Origin of the sequence: Pseudomonas sp. TH31, assembly GCF_016650815.1 — a bacterium.
In the GTDB taxonomy this organism is placed as follows: domain Bacteria; phylum Pseudomonadota; class Gammaproteobacteria; order Pseudomonadales; family Pseudomonadaceae; genus Aquipseudomonas.
Map to the genome: position 1 here is coordinate 25,316 of NZ_JAEKEZ010000003.1, position 18,975 is coordinate 44,290.

At 57.8% G+C, this 18,975-nt stretch carries 16 protein-coding genes and 2 pseudogenes; 12 read left to right on the forward strand and 6 right to left on the reverse strand.

What is annotated here, in order from left to right; all coding sequences use genetic code 11:
- Positions 1-33: 33 nt before the first annotated feature.
- Together aroQ (JFV26_RS01605) and JFV26_RS01610 are read right to left on the reverse strand one after the other, a co-directional pair.
- Positions 34-477 carry a type II 3-dehydroquinate dehydratase gene (gene aroQ, locus JFV26_RS01605; protein ID WP_201189132.1) on the reverse strand — a complete coding sequence of 148 codons (444 nt, stop codon included), beginning with the start codon at positions 475-477 and terminating at the stop codon, positions 34-36.
- Between the two features lie 13 nt (positions 478-490).
- On the reverse strand, positions 491-1,543 hold the full coding sequence (locus JFV26_RS01610; RefSeq protein WP_201189134.1) for a Gfo/Idh/MocA family protein: 1,053 nt from the start codon (positions 1,541-1,543) through the stop codon (positions 491-493).
- Positions 1,544-1,905: 362 nt separating this feature from the next.
- On the opposite strand from JFV26_RS01610, the gene JFV26_RS01615 reads away from it, so the two are divergent.
- The 11 genes and pseudogenes from JFV26_RS01615 to JFV26_RS01665 form a co-directional block, all read left to right on the forward strand.
- Positions 1,906-2,400, forward strand: a complete 495-nt coding sequence (locus tag JFV26_RS01615) for a carboxymuconolactone decarboxylase family protein (protein ID WP_201189136.1) — start codon at positions 1,906-1,908, stop codon at positions 2,398-2,400.
- Positions 2,369-3,172, forward strand: coding sequence for a 2-keto-4-pentenoate hydratase (locus tag JFV26_RS01620; RefSeq protein ID WP_201189144.1), 804 nt, complete (start codon positions 2,369-2,371; stop codon positions 3,170-3,172). Before JFV26_RS01615 ends, JFV26_RS01620 begins: the two co-directional genes overlap by 32 nt.
- Positions 3,169-3,936 carry a 2-keto-4-pentenoate hydratase gene (locus tag JFV26_RS01625; RefSeq protein WP_201189153.1) on the forward strand — a complete coding sequence of 256 codons (768 nt, stop codon included), beginning with the start codon at positions 3,169-3,171 and terminating at the stop codon, positions 3,934-3,936. Before JFV26_RS01620 ends, JFV26_RS01625 begins: the two co-directional genes overlap by 4 nt.
- Positions 3,937-3,939: 3 nt before the next feature.
- On the forward strand, positions 3,940-4,143 hold the full coding sequence (locus JFV26_RS01630; protein ID WP_201189155.1) for a 2-hydroxymuconate tautomerase family protein: 204 nt from the start codon (positions 3,940-3,942) through the stop codon (positions 4,141-4,143).
- Between the two features lie 45 nt (positions 4,144-4,188).
- Positions 4,189-5,130 (forward strand): acetaldehyde dehydrogenase (acetylating), encoded by a 942-nt coding sequence (locus tag JFV26_RS01635; RefSeq protein ID WP_201189157.1) that lies wholly within the window; start codon positions 4,189-4,191, stop codon positions 5,128-5,130.
- A 3-nt stretch (positions 5,131-5,133) separates the two neighbouring features.
- Entirely contained in the window at positions 5,134-6,147 is a 1,014-nt protein-coding gene (gene dmpG, locus JFV26_RS01640) for a 4-hydroxy-2-oxovalerate aldolase (protein WP_201189159.1), read from the forward strand.
- A 31-nt stretch (positions 6,148-6,178) separates the two neighbouring features.
- Positions 6,179-7,207 carry a catechol 2,3-dioxygenase gene (locus JFV26_RS01645; protein ID WP_201189161.1) on the forward strand — a complete coding sequence of 343 codons (1,029 nt, stop codon included), beginning with the start codon at positions 6,179-6,181 and terminating at the stop codon, positions 7,205-7,207.
- Positions 7,208-7,329: 122 nt separating this feature from the next.
- A complete protein-coding gene (locus JFV26_RS01650; protein WP_242487721.1) occupies positions 7,330-8,046 on the forward strand; it encodes a GntR family transcriptional regulator in 717 nt (238 codons plus the stop codon).
- Between the two features lie 79 nt (positions 8,047-8,125).
- Positions 8,126-9,634, forward strand: coding sequence for a sugar phosphate isomerase/epimerase and 4-hydroxyphenylpyruvate domain-containing protein (locus JFV26_RS01655; protein ID WP_201189163.1), 1,509 nt, complete (start codon positions 8,126-8,128; stop codon positions 9,632-9,634).
- 87 nt (positions 9,635-9,721) lie between these two features.
- Positions 9,722-11,350 (forward strand): methyl-accepting chemotaxis protein, encoded by a 1,629-nt coding sequence (locus JFV26_RS01660; protein ID WP_201189165.1) that lies wholly within the window; start codon positions 9,722-9,724, stop codon positions 11,348-11,350.
- A gap of 841 nt (positions 11,351-12,191) precedes the next feature.
- A pseudogene (locus tag JFV26_RS01665) lies at positions 12,192-14,190 on the forward strand (membrane-bound PQQ-dependent dehydrogenase, glucose/quinate/shikimate family); the annotation flags it as partial.
- Between the two features lie 267 nt (positions 14,191-14,457).
- On the opposite strand, the gene JFV26_RS01670 reads toward JFV26_RS01665, so the two are convergent.
- From JFV26_RS01670 to aroE, 4 genes and pseudogenes are all read right to left on the reverse strand, one after another.
- A complete protein-coding gene (locus JFV26_RS01670) occupies positions 14,458-15,243 on the reverse strand; it encodes a 2-keto-4-pentenoate hydratase (protein ID WP_201189167.1) in 786 nt (261 codons plus the stop codon).
- 34 nt (positions 15,244-15,277) lie between these two features.
- Positions 15,278-16,066, reverse strand: coding sequence for an SDR family oxidoreductase (locus JFV26_RS01675; RefSeq protein WP_201189169.1), 789 nt, complete (start codon positions 16,064-16,066; stop codon positions 15,278-15,280).
- A gap of 33 nt (positions 16,067-16,099) precedes the next feature.
- Entirely contained in the window at positions 16,100-16,549 is a 450-nt protein-coding gene (gene aroQ / locus JFV26_RS01680) for a type II 3-dehydroquinate dehydratase (RefSeq protein ID WP_274610314.1), read from the reverse strand.
- 53 nt (positions 16,550-16,602) lie between these two features.
- Positions 16,603-17,423: pseudogene (gene aroE, locus JFV26_RS01685) on the reverse strand (shikimate dehydrogenase).
- A gap of 130 nt (positions 17,424-17,553) precedes the next feature.
- Between aroE and JFV26_RS01690 the strand changes: the two are divergent.
- Entirely contained in the window at positions 17,554-18,468 is a 915-nt protein-coding gene (locus JFV26_RS01690) for a LysR family transcriptional regulator (RefSeq protein WP_201189171.1), read from the forward strand.
- Positions 18,469-18,975 lie beyond the last annotated feature (507 nt).

Below are 18,975 nucleotides of genomic sequence, written 5' to 3' on the forward strand. Positions count from 1 at the left end.
CAAAGCAGTCGCCAATAAGCTATTTCGTTGATTTCAAGCCTTGGCTTTTGCTGCGCTTACACCTGCTCGTAAACCGAGCAAATAGCTGTCTGCACCAAAGCCACAGATTTGCCCTGTCACGATCTGGCCAAATACCGAGTGATGACGGAACTCCTCGCGGGCATGGATATTGGACATATGGATCTCGACCACTGGCACCGTAAGGATCGCCAATGCGTCACGGATGCCGTAACTGTAATGAGTCCAGGCACCTGCGTTGATAAGTACTGCATCCACACCATCGAAATAGCCCTGGTGAATGCGCTCGCACATTTCACCCTCACTATTGGTCTGAAAACTTTCAACCGTGACGCCCAACTCTTCACCCAGCGAGCGCAAGCTGGCGTCAATTTCGTTCAAGGTGATTGTTCCGTATTGCTTCGGATCACGCTTGCCGAACATGTTGTGATTTACACCGTGGAGCATCAAGACTTTCATGCTTGTTCCTCAATCAACTCAGATTGACTTCGATGACGCGCCCGGTCTTTGCAGCCCGGACAATGGCGTCGGTGATTTCCAGGTTAAGCAGTCCATCGCGGGCGCTGACCAATGGCTGAGCCTCGCCCCTGACTACGGCGCCGAAATGCTCCATCTGATGCATGATCGGGTCTTGCCGGATCATGCCGACAACGCCGACTTCAAATGGCTTCCACCAAGAGCGTTCCTCAGACCGCGGATAGGTTTTCAAACGCATGGTTGGAATTGAAAGACTGCCGTCGGTCCCGGAGACCACGTAGCAGTCCTCATCTTCGTGGGTGGGATAGGCCGTGTTTTCCTGGGAGGTTTGCTCCCAGCTACGCGGTGAGGCGGCGGTGTCGGACAACATGAATGTGCCCAACGCCCCATTCGCGAATCGCAGGTTGATCGCAACGGTGTCTTCGACCGGGAACTCTCGAACTGCATGGGAAGCGAAAGCCTGAACGGCGACGATTTCCCCACAAAGCATCCGCAGGTTATGCACCTCGTGAATCATGTTGAGGAGGATGGGCCCTGCCCCAACTTCTCGACGCCAAGGTGCATCCACGTAGTAGTGATCAGGTTTGACGAATAGCGCACTGCCCATCACTGAAACAAGCCGCCCCAGCACACCGCTTTTAATCACCTCGCGTGCTTTGGCCATGATCGGACTATGTGCACGGTGATGACCGATGAGAATTCGAGCGCCCTTCTCATCAGCCATCTGCACCAGCGCACGCCCTTCTTCTACCGTCGGAGCAATCGGCTTCTCCAGAAGCATGTCCAAGCCGGCGCTCATGCACAGCTCAGCATGAGCGACGTGCAGTTGATTAGGTGTAGCGAGTACCACTGCGTCAGGACGATCTTTTTCAATCATCTCTTCCAGTGAGGCGTACAGCGCAACACCAGCCTGCGCGGCAAGCACCTGGGCTGCGGGTGACGGGTCGATGACAGCGGCGAGTTGGCATGTAGGGCTTTGCAGCAATGCCGCCATATGCGCCTGACCGATGTAGCCAGCGCCGGCTACCGCAATTCGAGTCTTGATCATGATGGCGAGCACTCGATGCAGAGGGCCCAAGGAAGGATGTTCATAGCGCTACCCGTAGTTAATTGTATTTGTCGGGATTCATTCAATCGCTGCTTTGCATACAGCGCCGCGAGATGAAAGGTAAGCAGGACCAATAGACCTGTCAACGAACATTTCGATTTTTGCATGCAAAAAATAATAGACTGAATCAAAAATCTCGAAAAATCCCAATTAAATCAGCAATAAACTCGAAATATGGATCCGATTATTTTTTCTTATGAAATTTTGCATGCATTTTCTTGACGCTATCGAAGAGAAAGCTTAGGGTTTGATCAATCAATTTGCATGCAAAACAAACAAGAAACCAAACAGGAACGCTTAACATGTCGAAAGCTCCCGTCGATCTCAGCGCGATTACCCGGTCGGCAGGCCTGGATCCCGCGCTTCAGAAACACTCATTGGAAACCTTCGGACCGGCCTACAGCGATCTGCTGGGTTACGTTCCGCCACGCATTCAGGCGCGTTTCGGTACAACAGGTGTGCTCGACCCCGAACTGGTCAAGCTGCAAGAAGCCATGCGCAGTCACGCAATGGATACGCCGCATCTGGATCCGAAAATGGTCCAGATCATTCTGTTCGGGATGCTGCTGATGGATGGCAACGATGCGGCCGAAACCCATTGCCTGGCCGCTCGCCGTTGCGGCGCCAGCTGGGAAGAATTGCAAGCCACTATCAGCCTCTGTTTCCTGTTCCGGGGCTGCCAGCGGCAAACCGTGGCGCCGACCTTCTGGTCCGTGTCGCTGCTCGTGAAGAGCCAGTTGTCTACCCAACCTGAGGAGCGTAGCCATGAACAATTCGAATGTGCAGGCTGCGGCTGACTTGCTTGACCAGGCAGCTCAAAGCGGTGAATGGATAACGCCTCTGCGTGATATCCAACCCGCATTTAGCATCGAAGATGCTTATGCGATTCAACAGATCAACACTGATCGTCAGTTGGCCAAAGGGCGACGCATCGTCGGCCGAAAAATCGGCCTGACGTCGAAAGTGGTACAGAAGCAACTGGGCGTGGATCAGCCTGATTTCGGCGCCCTGTTCGATGACATGGGTTATGGCAGTGGTGAAGTGATTGCCTGGGGCTCTTTGCATCAACCCAAGGTTGAAGCAGAAATCGCCTTTGTCCTCAAAAGCAATCTGGACATGCCAAACCCTGGCTTGGTCGATGTGTTCAATGCCATCGACTACGCCTTGCCCGCGATTGAAATAGTCGGCAGCCGCATCGACAAGTGGAACATCCGCATTGTCGACACCGTCGCCGACAACGCCTCTTCGGGTGCCTACGTGTTGGGCGCCACTCCCCGGAGCGTCAAGGACATCAACCTCGACCTGTGCGGCATGGTCATGGAACGTCGTGGCGAGCCGGTCTCCACCGGGGTCGGTAAAGCCTGCCTTGGTAACCCGTTAAACGCAGTGGTATGGCTGGCACGAAAAATGGTCGAAGTGGGCCAGCCGTTGCGCGCGGGTGATTTGGTGCTGTCTGGCGCCCTTGGGCCGATGGTCGAAGTAAAACCAGGCGATATCGTCGAGGCACGCATCAACGGTCTGGGCTCGGTCACCGCCGTGTTTGGCACTGCACAAGAGGTATCAGCATGAGCAACATCGCAGAATTCGCCGCGCGCCTCGACGAGGCCGCTCGCACCGCAACAGCCACCCAACAGATCGATCCCGAGTCGGTGATGAGCCTGGAACAGGCCTACCAAATCCAGGAAGCCAACATTGCTCATCGCGTCGAACGCGGGGAGAAACTGGTCGGCGTGAAGATGGGTTTTACCAGCCGCGCCAAGATGATTCAGATGGGTATCGACGACGTGATCTGGGGCCGCCTGACCAGTGATATGCGGGTCGAGGAAGGTACAACGCTGAAACTGTCCGATTACGTCCACCCGCGGGTCGAGCCTGAAATTGCTTTCCTGCTCAAGGCCCCCTTGGCTGGCGACGTGAGTGCCAGCGAAGCGCTGGCAGCGGTCGAGGCGGTGGCCCCCGCTCTGGAGATCATTGATTCGCGTTACAAAGACTTCAAGTTCTCACTGCCTGACGTGATTGCCGACAACGCCTCGTCGTCAGGATTCGTGATCGGCAACTGGCATGCTCCTGACACTGATCTGAGCAACCTGGGCATGGTCATGAGTTTCGACGGCAAGGTTCAACACGTTGGCTCCAGTGCGGCGATTCTTGGCAATCCGGTGCGCGCACTGGTGGCGGCTGCACGCTTGGCCGCTGAAGCAGGCATCCCGCTGCAGGCTGGCTCCATCGTCATGGCCGGCGCCGCTACCGCGGCCGAGTGGCTGCTACCGGGCACCTACGTTCGCCTGGAAATGCAGAACTTGGGTTCTATCGGTTTCCACGTTCAGGAGTAAGTCATGCCTATCGCCATCATCAACATCATCGAAGGCCGCAGCGACGAGAAGAAGCAGGCGTTGATCGCCAGCGTCTCCCAAGCCATCGCGCAAAGCCTGGATGCTCCGCTGGAAAGCGTTCGCGTCCTGGTTCAGGAATACCCGGACAACCTGTGGGCCGCCGGTGGCGAAACTATCCGCGAGCGACGCAGCAAGGCGAGCCAATAGCTACGATCCCGACGCGGCAACGCACAGCACAAGAAGGACAATAAGATGAGCAAGCCTGTAAAAGTCGCCATCATTGGTTCCGGCAACATCGGCACCGATTTGATGATCAAAATCCTGCGTCATGGCAAGCACCTGGAAATGGGTGCCATGGTGGGTATCGACCCGGCCTCCGATGGCTTGGCCCGCGCCGAGCGCATGGGCGTCGCAACTACCGCGGGGGGCATTGAAGGCTTGCTGGCGATGGAAGGCTTCAAGGACATCAGAATCGTGTTCGACGCCACTTCCGCCGGCGCCCATGCCCACCACAATGCCTTGCTTCAACCCCACGGCATCAAGGTCATCGACCTGACGCCCGCAGCCATCGGCCCCTACGTGATTCCAGCGATCAACCTGGATTCGGAGCTCGATGCCAGCAACCTGAATATGGTCACCTGCGGCGGTCAAGCCACGATTCCGATCGTCGCTGCGATATCGCGCGTAGCCAAGGTTCACTATGGAGAAATCGTTGCCTCGATCTCCAGCAAGTCGGCAGGTCCGGGGACTCGAGCCAATATCGACGAGTTCACCGAAACCACCACCGCCGCCATCGAGAAACTCGGTGGTGCCACCCGCGGCAAGGCGATCATTGTACTTAACCCGGCCGAGCCGCCGCTAATCATGCGCGACACTGTATTTGTGCTGTCCGAATTGGCTGATCAGGATGAAATCGAACGCTCGATTCTCGACATGGTGTCGAGCGTGCAGAGCTACGTGCCGGGTTATCGCCTCAAACAAAGCGTGCAGTTCGAAGTGATCCCGCCTGAAGCGCCGGTCAATGTCCCGGGTCTGGGCTACCTGAGCGGCCTGAAAACCTCGGTGTTCCTTGAAGTGGAAGGCGCAGCGCATTACCTGCCCGCCTACGCCGGCAACCTGGACATCATGACGTCGGCCGCCATGGCGTGTGCCGAACGCATTGCCGCCACCCGCCTGAACGCAGTCGAGGCCTGACGCATGGACATCAAGAAAAAGCTCTACATTTCCGACGTCACCCTGCGCGACGGCAGCCATGCCATCCGCCACCAGTATTCGATCAAGAATGTTCAGGACATTGCTCGCGCACTGGACAAGGCAAAAGTCGACGCCATCGAAGTCGCACACGGCGACGGTTTGCAAGGTTCGAGCTTCAACTATGGTTTTTCAGCGCACTCGGATCTGGAATACATCGAAGCCGTTGCGGACGTCATAAGCCACGCCAAAATCACCACGCTGCTGTTGCCCGGTATCGGTACGGTTCACGACCTCAAGGCGGCCTACAACGCTGGCGCCCGCGTCGTTCGAGTCGCCACTCACTGCACGGAAGCAGACGTGTCCCGCCAGCATATCGAGTACGCTCGCGAACTGGGCATGGATACCGTCGGCTTCCTGATGATGAGCCATATGCTCGCACCGGAAGAACTGGCTAAACAGGCGAAGCTGATGGAGAGCTATGGCGCCACCTGCGTGTACATGGCCGACTCTGGCGGCGCGATGAACATGCAGGACATTCGCGAGCGCTTCCGCGCGTTCAAGGCTGTGCTTAAGGCTGAAACTGAAACCGGCATGCACGCGCACCACAACCTGTCGCTGGGTGTCGCCAACTCGATCACTGCGGTGGAAGAAGGTTGTGACCGCATTGATGCCAGCCTTGCCGGTATGGGTGCCGGTGCGGGCAACGCCCCACTGGAAGTCTTTATCGCTGCAGCCGAGCGCCTCGGATGGAACCACGGTACGGACCTCTACACCCTGATGGACGCCGCCGATGACATCGTCCGTCCCTTGCAGGATCGCCCGGTACGGGTTGATCGCGAAAGCCTGGCGCTGGGATATGCCGGGGTCTATTCAAGCTTCCTGCGACACGCTGAAGTCGCAGCCGCCAAATACGGCCTCAAGACTGTCGATATCCTCGTTGAACTGGGCAAGCGCCGCATGGTTGGGGGGCAGGAAGACATGATCGTCGACGTGGCTCTGGACCTGCTTCGTCGTTGAACTTGAACAATAAAAAAGGTGAGTTGAATCCATGAACAAAACCAGCAAGTTTCATCCTGAACCTCTTTATGACGTCTCGAACCTCGGTCATGTCGAGCTCAATACGCCTGACCTGGCCGCCAGCGTGCGCTTCTTCACTGAAGTTTACGGCCTGGATCTGGTCACTACCCAGGGCGACTCGGCTTACCTGCGAGCGTGGGGCGACCACGATCTCACCTCGCTGAAACTGACCCAGGCTCGACAAGCAGGCGCCGCGCACATTGGCTGGCGCGTCATGAGCCCGCAGGCACTGGAGCGTCGTGTCGCGGCACTGAAAGCCTACGGTGTTGAAGGAAAATGGATTGATGGCGACGTCGGTCATGGCGCTGCCTACAGCTTTATCGCACCGAGCGGGCACCGTATGGAGGTCTATTACGAGGCCGAAAAGTATGTGCCGACCGCGGACAAGAAGCCGTACCTGCCCAACCAGCCGCAAAAATTCAGCGGCCGCGGCGTGGCGGCTGCACGCATCGATCACATCAACATTCTGACTCAGGATGTGGTCAAGACGCGCGAATTCGCCGACCAGACCATGGGCTTCAAATTGCGCGAGCATTTGATCCCGGGCGGCCAAGGCGAAGAAGTCGGTGCCTGGATGAGCCTGATGAACAAGGCCCATGACTTGGCCATCACCAAGGAGCCAAGCCCGACTGCCAGCGGTCGACTCCATCACTTGGCCTATGCCGTTGAAAATCGTGAAGACGTATTGCGCGCTGCAGATATCTTCATGGAGAACGACGTCCACATCGAGTTCGGCCCGGCCAAGCATTCGCGTACCCAAGGTTTCTTTCTGTACGTGTACGAACCGGGCGGCAACCGCATTGAAGTCTTCTCCGGCGGCATTCACATCTTCACTCCCGATTGGGAACCTGTGAAGTGGGGCACCGAAGTCAAAGGCCGCTCCACCGCGTGGGGCCTTGGCGTACCGGAGAGTTTCCACAAGTACGCGACACCCGATGTGCAGGTGCCAGAGGCAACCCCCGCTGCCAAGGCTGCTGCGATGGCTGCGTTGAGCGAGTGATGTCTGAGCCTGTCGGCGAATAGCTGACAGGCCGCCAGACATCGCGGATGATAGGGCGTATCGAGACGGCAATGTTTGCCGTCTCTCGAGTGATTGGGTCAGAGGCCTTTGCAGTGAACGAGATGTTGATGGAAGAGAACCTGCACGCGCAGGAAGACAGCGCAACTACCCATGCCACCTCCCTGGTCAAGCGTCTGCGTATGGCGATCATGACCGGTGAGTTGGCCCCGGGTAGCAAGCTGCGCCTGGATGCACTGCGCGAAAAGCTGGGTTTGACCATCAGTCGCAGCCCACTGCGCGAGGCCCTTTCCCGGCTGGGTGCTGAAGGCCTTGTCCTCATCGAGGACAACCGCGGCTATCGGGTTATCCCGGTTTCGGAAGCAAACCTCCAGGAGATTGCGAAGCTGCGGGTGCACTCCGAAAGCCTGGCGTTACGCGAAGCGATTAGTAAGGGCGATCAAGCCTGGCTCGACGGTGTATGCCAGGCCGAAGCCGCCCTTCGCGAAATCAAGCGCAGCGACCAGGCCGTCGCCGGTCGCCAGGAAGCCTGGGAAAATGCTCATCGTGACTTTCATCTGAAGTTGCTTGAAGGCTGCGACATGCCGCTACTGCTCAATCATTGCAACACGCTGCACGACCTGAACGATCGTTACCGTCGCATGTTCCTTGCCAAGAACCCTTTTGACCGGGATGTGAACGGCGAACATGCGGCCATCGTTGCTGCCACCAAGGAACGTAACGCCGACCTGGCATGCGCCCTTTTGGCCCAGCATATCCAGCGCACCACGCAGAACATCTGCCGGAGTCTGGTCGCTCAAAATCTCCAGACACCTGGTTGATTCGCTCCAGAACGACCCAGCGGTAGATTCAAACACAATAAATAATACGACGCCGTCATGGCCGTCGTACGGAGACTCTATGCGCCATTCAATCGCAACAATGGTTCTGTCCGGTAGCCTGCCAGAAAAAATGAAAGCCGCAGCCCATGCCGGTTTCGACGCCATTGAGTTATTCGAAAACGACCTGATTCAATGCGACCTCAGCCTTGCCGAAATACGCGAACATGCGTCGCAATTGAACCTGAGGCTGGACATCTATCAGCCCCTGCGTGATTTCGAAGGCGTATCGGCCGCGCAGCTGGCACGCAACCTCGATCGAGCGGAATACAAATTCGACGTCATGCAAGAACTCGGCATCGACTTGATGGGGGTCTGCTCAAACGCGCAAGCCGATGCACTGGGTGATCGCCAATTGATCGCTGACCAGTTGGCTGAACTTGCACAACGTGCAGCTCGGCGGCAACTGCGAATCGGCTTCGAATCGTTGTCATGGGGCACTCACTGCAATCGCTGGAGCCATGCCTGGGAGGCGGTGCAACGCGCCGATCAGCACAATCTCGGACTGATTCTGGACAGCTACCATACGCTTGCACTGCGCGATGACTACAGCGCCATCAGTGAAATCCCCGGTGAGCGGATCTTCTACTTTCAGCTGTCCGATGCCCCGTTCGAAGTCGGTTCGCCTCCCCTCTATACCCGTCCATTGCGAACCCTGCCCGGCCTCGGTCAATTAGACATGGTCGGCTTTACCGATACCGTTTTACAAACCGGCTACCAAGGTCCTTTATCGCTGGAAATATTCAGCGACGAATACCGCGGCGCTCCAGCAGAGTCGACTGCACGTGGCGCCAAGGCCTCTCTCCTATGGCTAGAGGAACGTGTGCAAGAGCGGCGCCTGGCTCGCGGTGAACCCTCCTCGCCAACTCTCAAAGCACCGGAGCCTTCGCGTGAATTGTCTCCTTACTCGTTAATCAGCGAATTCCCTGAGGCGAACGAGTTGCAACATGTCCTGGATTTGATTGGACCATGGAGCACGGAGGCAGTAGCGCAGGCGGTTCCGGCCGGTGAATTGGAAACCTTCAGCACCGAATACCGCAGACGCTTCGCCATGCAGCGCCAAACACCGATCCTCAAGCACGATCCCGAGGGTGTGATACGTGGCCGGACCCTCTTCAGCGATGTCTGCGCCATCGAGCTGGAAACCTCCATTCACGATACCACGCTGGTAGCAAACGCCAGCAAGGACCGCCGCTTTACCCGCCTGACCATTGCCGTCCCGGACCTACAGAAAGCGCTAATGGCCATTGGCGGCGACAGTCAGCCACCACTGGTTCTGTCGGCTCATTACTACGACGACCTGCGCGCCCGCTTCGCCTTGAGCGAGGATAAAACCAACAGCTTGCGCAAACTGAATGCGGCCTATGACCGGCAAGGTGATAGCGAGCTCTTACAAGCCTTCGTTCCTGTCGGTACAGATGGATTTTGCCTGCACGTGGTTGAGCGTCGACCAGGGTATCCATCCCAGTCATGGGACATGGCCAACGCTTACGTGGTGAATGCGGCGCTGAAGGCCCGCCTGTCTAAATAAATGCACCGCAGTCCTGACATCTGCATCCGCAGGTCTATTTAAGCGACGCCCCGAACAATTAAAACAACTGTGCAGGAGCACGGGACAATGTTGACTCATTTGAAAGTCCGGACTGGCATGATCGGCGTACTGATCGCTTTTGTATTTGCTTTGCTGCTTGCCAGTCTCAATGGATTTTACGGCGCTCGAACAAGCGATGAACAAATTCGCGACCTTAACCTGCTGACGGCCATTCAGCTGGACAAGCTCAACAATGCTGCGATTTGGGTGACGCGTGCCAGCGCTACCAGCCACAGCTCATTGCTTGATCGACTTGCGGGGCGTACCGAATCGGCTGATCAAGGCGTCGCCGCCGCCAAGGAGCGTCTGAACAACGCCCAAAAGCTGATCAGCGAAATCATACCCACACTGACCGATCCGCAATTGATTGCCGCCGGGCGCGAGCTGGAACAAGTCTTCTCTGAATACGCAAAGGTCGTGCAGCAACAAATAAACAGCACCCGACTAGGAGACTTGGTCGAATACTCAAGGATGAACGACGGCGCCAAGACGCTAGGTCAACGTTATGGACAAGTTCGTGATGCGCTTACCGCGCTCATCACATCTCATATCGCGCAGACCATGGCTGATTCCCGCCAACGCATCCATCAGGCGGAACTGGCCACCGGGGCTCTGTTAATTCTGACGCTTTTGCTCGCGATAGCCTGTTGGGTGTTCATTTCCAATCGGGTATTGCTGCCTTTACGCCAAGCCGGTGAGCGTTTCAATGAAATGGCTCGCGGGGACCTCAGCCAGCCGATAACAGCGGTCAGTCGCAACGAGATTGGTCAACTGTTTGCCTCGTTGGCAAACATGCAAAAAAGCCAGCGCGATACCCTTTCCCAACTCAGTAAAACAGCAGTGCTCGTCTCTGACGCTGCGCACAACCTCAACGGCATCACTCGGGAGAGTTCGCGCGATTTGCAGCAACAACATGCAGAGCTTGAGATGGCCGTCACTGCGGTCACGGAGATGACATCAGCGGTTGAAGAGGTATCACGTAATGCGGTGTCCACTTCCGAGGCTGCAACGGCATCAAATCGTCTAGCCAATGACAGCCGTGAACAGGTTCGGCGAGTACGGACCGAGATCGATTCGATGAACACTGACGTGCAAATCACGGGCGAAGTTATCCAGCGCCTCGCGAGCCAGACCAGGGACATCGGCAAGGTGCTGGACGTCATTCGGTCCGTCTCTGAACAAACCAATCTGCTTGCTCTCAACGCTGCAATCGAAGCGGCGCGTGCGGGTGAATCAGGACGCGGATTTGCAGTAGTGGCCGACGAAGTACGCACGCTGGCCTACAGAACCCAACAATCGACACTGGAAATCGAGGAAATGGTGGGCAGCATTCAGACGAGTAGCAGTACGGCTGTTCAGTCCATTGCGAAAAACAGCGAGCGAGCGCAGCGCACCCTTGAAAGCACTCAGACAAGCGAACGCATGCTCGAGAACATATTTTCAGCAATCGCAGAGATCAATGACCGAAACCTTGTCATCGCCAGCGCGACCGAGGAACAGGCACAGGTGTCGCGCGAGGTAGATCGCAATCTGTTGAACATTCGACATCTGGCCGCCCGCTCAGGCGAAGGTGCAGTGAAAACCGAGCATTCCAGCCAGGAGTTATCGCGGCTAGCTGTCGAGATGAATGAGATTGTAGGGCGGTTCAAACTTTAGCCAGATCACTTTACCAGCAGAGCCAAGCCAGCCCTGCGCACAGCGGCACGCTGAGTGGACTAGGCTCGCTTTCACCTCCGTAAAGGTGAAAGCAAGCTTCGCCAGCTCGCACCCGAGTGTTTAGAGCCTTTCCTCTCGATTGTTACCATCTCCGCGACAGTGTTTCTCCTTTTCGGAAAATGACAATTTGTCGCAGGGCCCGTTTTTTTTGATATCGTTGCGCAATTAACTAATTAGTTAACAGCTATTTTCAGACTTCCACTGAGTACATCGTCTTGGGCCGTATTGTCAGCGACGATGCACAGACCTTGAAAAGTCCCCCCTGCGACTGTTGTCCCGGAAACAGCTCCCAAGGCTGTTGCCTTCACTACCCTTAACCCTCCCCACAAACGTTCATGCGTCAGTAGGATCATGCAACATGACTAAGTCTCGACCTTCGGCATCCGTCAGTCGTTGGCCCATCTGGGTCGTCGCCTTTGGCGTGCTGGTATTTGGATTACTCTTCGCGGCAGGTGGTGGTTACCTCGCCACGCTTGGTGGCAGCTGGTACTTCCTACTCGCCGGTTTTGGTTTGATCGTATCTGCCGTACTGCTCTTCAAGCAGCGTCTACAGGGTGCTTGGCTGTTCGCGGCGGTGATGGTGCTTACCGTGATTTGGGCGCTGGCCGATGTCGGGCTGAACTTCTGGCCACTGATCTCTCGCTTGTTCGCCTTGGGCGTGCTGAGCCTGTTGGTCGCGTTGGTCTACCCGCCCCTGCGCAAGGCCAATAGCCTGGCCAGCGGTCGCAGTGGCTACGCTCTGAGCGGTGTGCTGGCAATCGCCATGGTTGCAGGTGGAGCCGGTATGTTCGTACCCCATGACTCTGTCTCGCCGACCGGTGACGGCCCAGGCCTGACAAAGGTCGACCCTGCCAAGGCCCAGAAAAACTGGGAACACTACGGTAACGACGAAGGTGGCGGCCGCTTCGCCGCGCTGGACCAAATCAACCGTAGCAACGTCTCGAAGCTGGTGCCGGCATGGACCTACCACACCGGGGACATCGCGATCAGCGACGGCAATGGCGCCGAAGATCAGATGACTCCGTTGCAGGTTGGCGACAAGGTGTTCATCTGCACCCCGCACAACAACCTCATCGCCCTGGATGCCGACACCGGTAAACAGCTGTGGAAAAATGAGATAAACGCCAAGACAGGTGTTTGGCAACGTTGCCGCGGTGTCGCCTACTTCGACGCTACCGCCGCGGTCGCCCAGCTTGCCGACGGCAGCACACCTGTCAAGCCCGTGTCGGTACCGGCCGGCGCCAATTGCCAGCGCCGTCTGCTGACCAACACCATCGATGCGCGCCTGATCGCAGTGGACGCGGACACAGGGGAGTTCTGCCAGGGCTTCGGTAACAATGGCCAGGTTGATCTGAAAGCCGGTCTGGGCAATGTCCCTGACTCCTATTACCAGCTGTCATCGGCACCGCTGATGGCCGGGACCACCGTGGTCGTAGGCGGCCGGGTCGCCGACAACGTCCAGACCGACATGCCAGGTGGCGTGATCCGTGGTTTCGACGTCGTCACCGGCGAGATGCGCTGGGCATTCGACCCGGGAAACCCCGAAGACAAGCAGGCTCCGGCTGCCGGCAGCACGTACGTGCGCAGCACGCCCAACAGCTGGGCACCGATGTCCTACGACCCGGCGATGAACACCGTGTTCTTGCCAATGGGCAGTTCGTCCACCGACATCTACGGTGTGGAACGTACCGCACTGAACCACAAGTACGGCGCTTCCGTTCTTGCACTGAACGCAACCACTGGCGAAGAAAAGTGGGTCTACCAAACCGTCCACAACGACCTGTGGGACTTCGACCTGCCCATGCAGCCAAGCCTGATCGACTTCACCAAAGCTGACGGCAGCAAGGTGCCCGCCGTTGTGATCGGCACCAAAGCCGGTCAGATCTTCGTGCTTGACCGCGCCACCGGTAAACCGCTGACCAACGTGGAAGAGGTTCCGGTCAAAGCGTCGAATATCCCGAACGAACCTTACTCGCTGACTCAGCCGAAATCGGTGGGCATGCCAGAGATCGGTGCGCAGACGCTGACCGAGTCGGACATGTGGGGGCGACGCCGTTCGATCAACTGCTCTGCCGTATCTCGTTCAAGAAAATGCGTTACGACGGGCTGTACACCGCACCAGGCACCGATATCTCGCTGAGCTTCCCGGTTCGCTGGGAGGGATGAACTGGGGCAGTATCTCGACTGACCCGGTACACGGTTTTATCTTCGTCAACGACATGCGTCTGGGCCTGTGGATTCAGATGATTCCAGCGAAGAAAGATGCCAAGGCCTCTTCCGGTGGTGAAGCACTGAACACCGGCATGGGAGCGGTACCGCTCAAAGGCACCCCGTATGCAGTGAACAAGAACCGCTTCCTGTCTGTCGCCGGTATCCCTTGCCAGGCACCACCCTTTGGCACACTGACCGCGATCGACATGAAAACCCAGAAAGTCGCGTGGCAAGTGCCGGTTGGCACCGTTCAGGACACTGGCCCAATGGGTATCAAGATGCATTTGCCTTTGCCGATCGGCATGCCGACGCTGGGTGGTACGCTCTCCACCCAGGGCGGCCTGGTGTTCATCGCCGGTACACAGGACTACTACCTGCGCGCCTTCAACTCCGCCAACGGAGAAGAGGCCTGGAAAGCCCGGCTGCCCGTGGGCAGCCAGGGTGGCCCGATGACGTTTGTGTCGCCGAAAACAGGCAAGCAGTACATTGTCATCACCGCGGGTGGTGCGCGTCAGTCGGCCGATCGCGGCGATTATGTGATCGCTTACGCGCTGCCTGATAGCAAGTAAACCAGTAACACCTTAAAGCCGCTGCCGCCGTGTGAGAGTGGCAGCGGTTTTTGGTTGCCTGCACGCTTGGCAGCATCAATGCGCCGTGGCCGGCTGGAAAGCGACCGGACTGCTGGACTTGCTAATCAATACCTCGACAACCACGGGCACCAAAAAGCCGCCCCTACAAGTATTTAGACCCTAGCTCGGAGGGTGTGCAGGCGTCATCGCCAGCCAGCTGTGCTCCTGCCAGTGCACAACTGGCTGGCGATGACAACGCGTTGGAGGTTAAACGAAGCTCAACTGCACGGTAGCCAGGTCGCCAAATCGCGCGACAAAGATCTGGCCCTTGTTCATTACCATCGGCAAGGTCAACGAGCCCGTGGTGATCAGGTCTCCCGGCTGCAGGTCGATACCTCGCCGCGAGAGGTCATTGACGGTTTCCACCAGAATATCCAGCGGATCGCGATAATACTCGCCGCGAAATACCTGGATAGGGGCCCCACCATCGATGCGCGCATCGATCGGTACATTCGCCAAATGCAGTGCCTGCCATTGCTCGATCCCAGGTGCCTCTATATAAGCGCCACAGGCACCGTTGTCGGCGATCAGATCGTAGGTGGTAGCCTTGCGACCAGGCCCGTTCATGACATATCGATGGCCCGCCACCTCCAGCCCCGGATGCAGCACCAGTAGCGGCTTGAGTTCTGCCTCGCTGTAAGGCTGCTCGCGCGCGGCAACCCTGGCGGAGAAACGAAAGGCAAACTCGCATTCGATCTTGTAACCTTCGAACGGCCCCCAAGGCAGTTGCGCCGGAGTGCGGTGGTGCCGATTGGCCAACAGCCGGCCTGGGATCGGCCCATCGTGCCCCTCCATGACCTGTACCGCCGGCACTGCGGCGCCCACTTTCCAACCCACGCAGGGCTCACCGAGGATCTCGGCCATGCGATCCTGGATCGCAAAGGCCTCGGCTCGCGAACCCGGCGCGACGTTGCTGTCGGGCAGCGTGATCGCTGTTCCTTGATTCCATGCAGTGGCCAGTGACTGGGCCAATTGTTCGAACTTCGCGTGCATGTTGTTCCCTCGTTAACGCTCTCGGGCGCTGGCCTTAGTACACCCCTGGGGTACCGCCGCCATCAACAGCGATAGCCGTACCCTGGATATGCCGCGCACTCTCGGAACACAGGAACACCGCCAGTGCCGCGACGTCCTCGGGCGTACCCAGACGATTGAGACCTTCGCGCTCGACCTGCGCCGCGCGCTCCTCGTCGATGGTCTTGCCGCTACCCGCCGCACGCTGCTTGAAGATCTGCTCGACGCGACCGGTCCCGGTCAGCCCCGGCAGGATAGCGTTGACGTTGACGCCATCGCGCTTGCCCTGTCCCGAGAGGCCCTTGGTAAAGTTGTGCATGGCGGCGTTGACCGAACCACCAATCAAAAAGCCTGGATCCGGGGTACGCGCCGCGCCGCCGATAATGTTGACGACGTGCCCGCCTGTGGTCGTCAACAGCGGCCAGAACAAGCGGCAGAGGTTCACGCAGCCGAAAAACTTCAGCGCGAAGCCGTCTTGCCAGACGTCGTCTGAAAGCTCCAGAAAGGCGCCGGCACGGGTGGCGCCGGCGGAGTTCACGAGGATGTCACAACGCCCGAAGCGCGCACTGACGCCGTCGAACACAGTCCTGCAGCCAGCCCCCGTACGCAGGTCGGCGGCATAGAAATCCGGACGCAGCCCGCCACTCTTCTCGATAGTATCGGCGGCGGCTTCAAGGTTCGCCTGGCTGGAGGCGGCCAACACCGTCTGGGCTCCACGGGCGGCGAATGCCGCGGCGATGCCAAAGCCGATGCCTCGGCTACCACCAGAGATCACCACGACTTTTCCGGCAAATTCCTGAGTCATTATATAAATCCCGATTGAAATGAGAGTGGCAGCCTAGGCTGCCTTGAGGTCCTGGACCGCGGCGATGGCGGCACGCAGGGCGAGTAGATAACTGTTGACCCCGAAACCGCAGATCTGTCCTCGCACCACTTCGGCGAACACCGAGTGATGCCGAAACGCTTCGCGCGCATGAATGTTGGCCATGTGCAGTTCGATCACCGGCATAGTGAGAATGGCCAATGCGTCGCGAATACCATAACTGTAGTGCGTCCAGGCGCCGGCATTGATCAACACGGCGTCGACCTTGTCGGTCAGGGCTTGATGGATGCGCTCACACATCGTCCCTTCGCAGTTGGTCTGGAAGCTGTCGACGTGGACGTCGAGTTGTTGCGCCAGGGATTGAATGCTGGCGTTGATTTCAGCGAGGGTGATGGTCCCGTAGTGGACTGGGTCGCGCTTGCCGAACATGTTGTGGTTAATACCGTGGAGCATGAGAATGTTCAAGGCGGTCTGCTCTTGTAATTGGATTTTTGACCTTGTAACGCAATGGCTGAAAACTACTTCAGCGGCACCGTCAGCTGGCGAATCACGGCAGCGGTGTCGGGCCTTACACCTTTCCACCAGGTGAAGGCTTCGGCCGCCTGCTCGGCGAACATGCCGACGCCATCAGCCAGCTGCTTGACACCAGCATCGCGGGCAAACCGCAGAAAGAGCGTAAGACCTTTGCCATACAGCAATTCATAGGCCAGGCAACCCTCGGCAAAGACGCTCGCGGGTACCGGTGGCAGCTCGTTGTGCAGGCTGGCGGAGGTGGCATTAACCACCACATCGAACTGCTGCCCGGCGAGGTCCTGGTAACCCACCGCGAGAACATTGCCGCGGTCGCTGACCTTGGCGACCAAATCCTGCGCCTTGGATACCGTGCGATTGCAGATCACCAACTGCGCCGGCTTTTGCTCGAGAAACGGCAACACCGCACCACGGGCAGCGCCCCCGCCCCCAGCAACAGCACACGCTTGCCGGCCAACGGGCGATTGAGGTTGTGCACCAGGTCACGCACCAGGCCAACACCGTCGAAGTTCTCGGCGATGACACGGTCGCCTTCAAACTTCATCGCATTGACCGCACCGGCCAGGCGCGCGCGTTCGGACAGTTCAGTGGCGTAGGCAAAAGCGTCGAGTTTGAACGGGGCGGTGATGTTCAGGCCACGACCGCCGTTGGCGCGGAACGTATCGATGGTCGGAACAAACTGCCCCAGCGCGCCTTCGATGGTCGTGTAATCGATCTGCAGGCCCGTCGCTTTGGCGAACATGCCCTGGATTTGCGGGGACTTGCTGTGTGAGATCGGATTGCCGATAACGGCATAGCGCTCGCTCATAAAAGTTCTCCGTCAAGAATGCCAGTTGGCATCCATCACAACGAATCGTAGGATTGAGCCGTCATGCTGTAAATCCAACGTTTACGATAGACAGTATTGTTTTTTATAAATAATAAGAAGGACGCCAAATATGGCTGCTGCAGACGTGGACGAGACCAGACTGCTCAACCCCAACCTCTTGCAAGTACTCGAGTCGCTGTACGCTACGCGCAGCGTGACGCGCACCGCCGAGCAACTGGGGCAGACACAATCCACGATCAGTATCTTGCTGGCGCGGTTACGCAAGCAATTGGACGATCCCCTGTTCGTCCGCACGCCGGAGGGCATGCAACCGACCCCGCGCATCGATGATCTGATTCCGCTGGTTCGCGAGATTCTGGATCGCCTGCGCCATATTTCCGCAGCCGAGCCACGCTTTGATCCAGCCCTCTCCCAACGTGAATTTCGTATCAGCATGACGGATGCCAGTCACATCACCATTCTGCCCCGATTGTTTTCTCATGTTCGGTCGCTTGCGCCACTGGTGCGCCTCGAAGCAGTGCCGATCAATCCAAGCATGGTGCAGGCACTGCAGTCCGGAGAATGCGACCTGGCGATCGGGCTGCTGCCGACCCTGGAGGCCGGTTTCTACCGCCAGACACTGTACTCGCAGGATTGGCTGTGCCTGGCCAATCCGAACCATCCGCGTATAGGCCAGCGCTTCACGCTCAAGCATTACCTTGGAGAAAATCACGTGGCCATTTCCTCGGGGACAGGCGCGCAGGTCGACGAATCGCTAAGGCACCAGAGGCGTCAACGAAAGGTGGCGCTTACGCTGTCCGGCTTTCTGGGACTGGGCGGGATCCTCTCGACGACGGACCTGATTGCGACCTTACCCAGGCACATTGGAGAGACGCTTGCACAAACCGCCGGCCTGCGCGTGCTGGAATGCCCGATCACTCTTCCGGCCGTCAGCGTCAACCAGTACTGGCACGCCCGCTATAACAACGATCCCGCGAATCGCTGGCTGAGGGGTATCTGCGCGCAGCTCTATCAGTCGATTTGAGCGGCGCAACGGCCTCCGCGTGCCAGTTCGCGTTGATACTGACAGCTGATCCTTGGCCCGGCCGCGACGTAGCTCCATGTCTAAAGTCGATCCTCGCCGAGCGGACAGTGCGTGCAAGGAACTGTGAATGCTAGCAATGACCGGGAGAGGCATCATTCCTTCTCCCAAGCGAAGCATTTTGGAATCAAGGGCAACGCGACAAAGCAAAGCACCTACCGCACGCGAGGTGTGCCAGATACTCAGACCGTTCCAGTGCCTCGGCCGCTCGTAGTTGAGCGCGCATCAGGATCGGAGAGAGAGATTTGTTGGTCCGGGCTGTCGCGCAATTGCGCCTCGACCTCTTTGGCAACCATGCTCGTTTTCACACAGCCTGGTTCCAAAGCGGAGCAAAACTCACGGGGCAATTCCGACCTTGGTATCCGCTGAAGATTCCAACCAGAGCCAGTCGTTTTGTAGGGGTAAAAACGATCAAAAATAAAAAGGGGTCGCGAGAAAAAATCTCACAAC

Excerpts from the sequence above, each read along its gene's own strand:
- JFV26_RS01655 (WP_201189163.1), top strand. The coding sequence starts at position 8,126 with ATGCGCCATTCAATCGCAACAATGGTTCTGTCCGGTAGCCTGCCAGAA.
- JFV26_RS01615 (WP_201189136.1), top strand. The coding sequence starts at position 1,906 with ATGTCGAAAGCTCCCGTCGATCTCAGCGCGATTACCCGGTCGGCAGGC.
- JFV26_RS01625 (WP_201189153.1), top strand. The coding sequence starts at position 3,169 with ATGAGCAACATCGCAGAATTCGCCGCGCGCCTCGACGAGGCCGCTCGC.
- JFV26_RS01670 (WP_201189167.1), bottom strand. The coding sequence starts at position 15,243 with ATGCACGCGAAGTTCGAACAATTGGCCCAGTCACTGGCCACTGCATGG.
- JFV26_RS01620 (WP_201189144.1), top strand. The coding sequence starts at position 2,369 with ATGAACAATTCGAATGTGCAGGCTGCGGCTGACTTGCTTGACCAGGCA.
- JFV26_RS01645 (WP_201189161.1), top strand. The coding sequence starts at position 6,179 with ATGAACAAAACCAGCAAGTTTCATCCTGAACCTCTTTATGACGTCTCG.
- JFV26_RS01690 (WP_201189171.1), top strand. The coding sequence starts at position 17,554 with ATGGCTGCTGCAGACGTGGACGAGACCAGACTGCTCAACCCCAACCTC.
- JFV26_RS01650 (WP_242487721.1), top strand. The coding sequence starts at position 7,330 with ATGTTGATGGAAGAGAACCTGCACGCGCAGGAAGACAGCGCAACTACC.
- JFV26_RS01630 (WP_201189155.1), top strand. The coding sequence starts at position 3,940 with ATGCCTATCGCCATCATCAACATCATCGAAGGCCGCAGCGACGAGAAG.
- JFV26_RS01660 (WP_201189165.1), top strand. The coding sequence starts at position 9,722 with ATGTTGACTCATTTGAAAGTCCGGACTGGCATGATCGGCGTACTGATC.
- JFV26_RS01635 (WP_201189157.1), top strand. The coding sequence starts at position 4,189 with ATGAGCAAGCCTGTAAAAGTCGCCATCATTGGTTCCGGCAACATCGGC.
- dmpG (WP_201189159.1), top strand. The coding sequence starts at position 5,134 with ATGGACATCAAGAAAAAGCTCTACATTTCCGACGTCACCCTGCGCGAC.
- JFV26_RS01610 (WP_201189134.1), bottom strand. The coding sequence starts at position 1,543 with ATGATCAAGACTCGAATTGCGGTAGCCGGCGCTGGCTACATCGGTCAG.
- JFV26_RS01675 (WP_201189169.1), bottom strand. The coding sequence starts at position 16,066 with ATGACTCAGGAATTTGCCGGAAAAGTCGTGGTGATCTCTGGTGGTAGC.
- aroQ (WP_201189132.1), bottom strand. The coding sequence starts at position 477 with ATGAAAGTCTTGATGCTCCACGGTGTAAATCACAACATGTTCGGCAAG.